At 37.2% G+C, this 489-nt stretch carries 1 protein-coding gene; it reads left to right on the forward strand.

Annotated elements, in window-relative coordinates:
• Positions 1 to 222: 222 nt before the first annotated feature.
• Positions 223 to 489 (forward strand): hypothetical protein (locus tag ACU8YE_RS24600; RefSeq protein WP_446930042.1); only part of this gene is annotated, 267 nt, incomplete at its 3' end.

Genomic DNA, 489 nt, shown 5'->3' on the forward strand with positions numbered 1-489 from the left:
AATATACCTAGCTCTAAGCCGAACGATCAAATTTTTCTATATGTTCAGGGCTTTAGCGAAGTGGGACAAGGTTCAAATGATACAGAAAAAGCAGCCTATTTAAATGAACACAGCTTCGGTTCCGAGTGGAGTACGGCTGTTTCTGTGACAATCCCAGCAAAGTAAAAAATACTAATAAAGGGCGGCTCGATAGTCGTCCTTTTTACGTGGAGGAATAATAAAATGACTTTAGAAATGCGTGAATTAAAAGGTGATGACTTATTTACATTACTAACCATTGTCGGAAAACTTGATGTAAAAGATGAGTTTATCAATTTATTTGAAAAAAATATCGAATCTGCTGAAAAGGTAGAGCTGTTTGATCATAAAACGAAAGAGCCGACAAAAGCAGAACAGAAAAAAATTGATGCAGCCAAAGAAAAAGCTGACAAAGAAGCTACTAAGCGTGGCATTGAAATGGGCGCAGCGATGTTGCAAAAAGTCATGCTT

It is taken from the genome of Ralstonia sp. VS2407 (assembly GCF_052950655.1).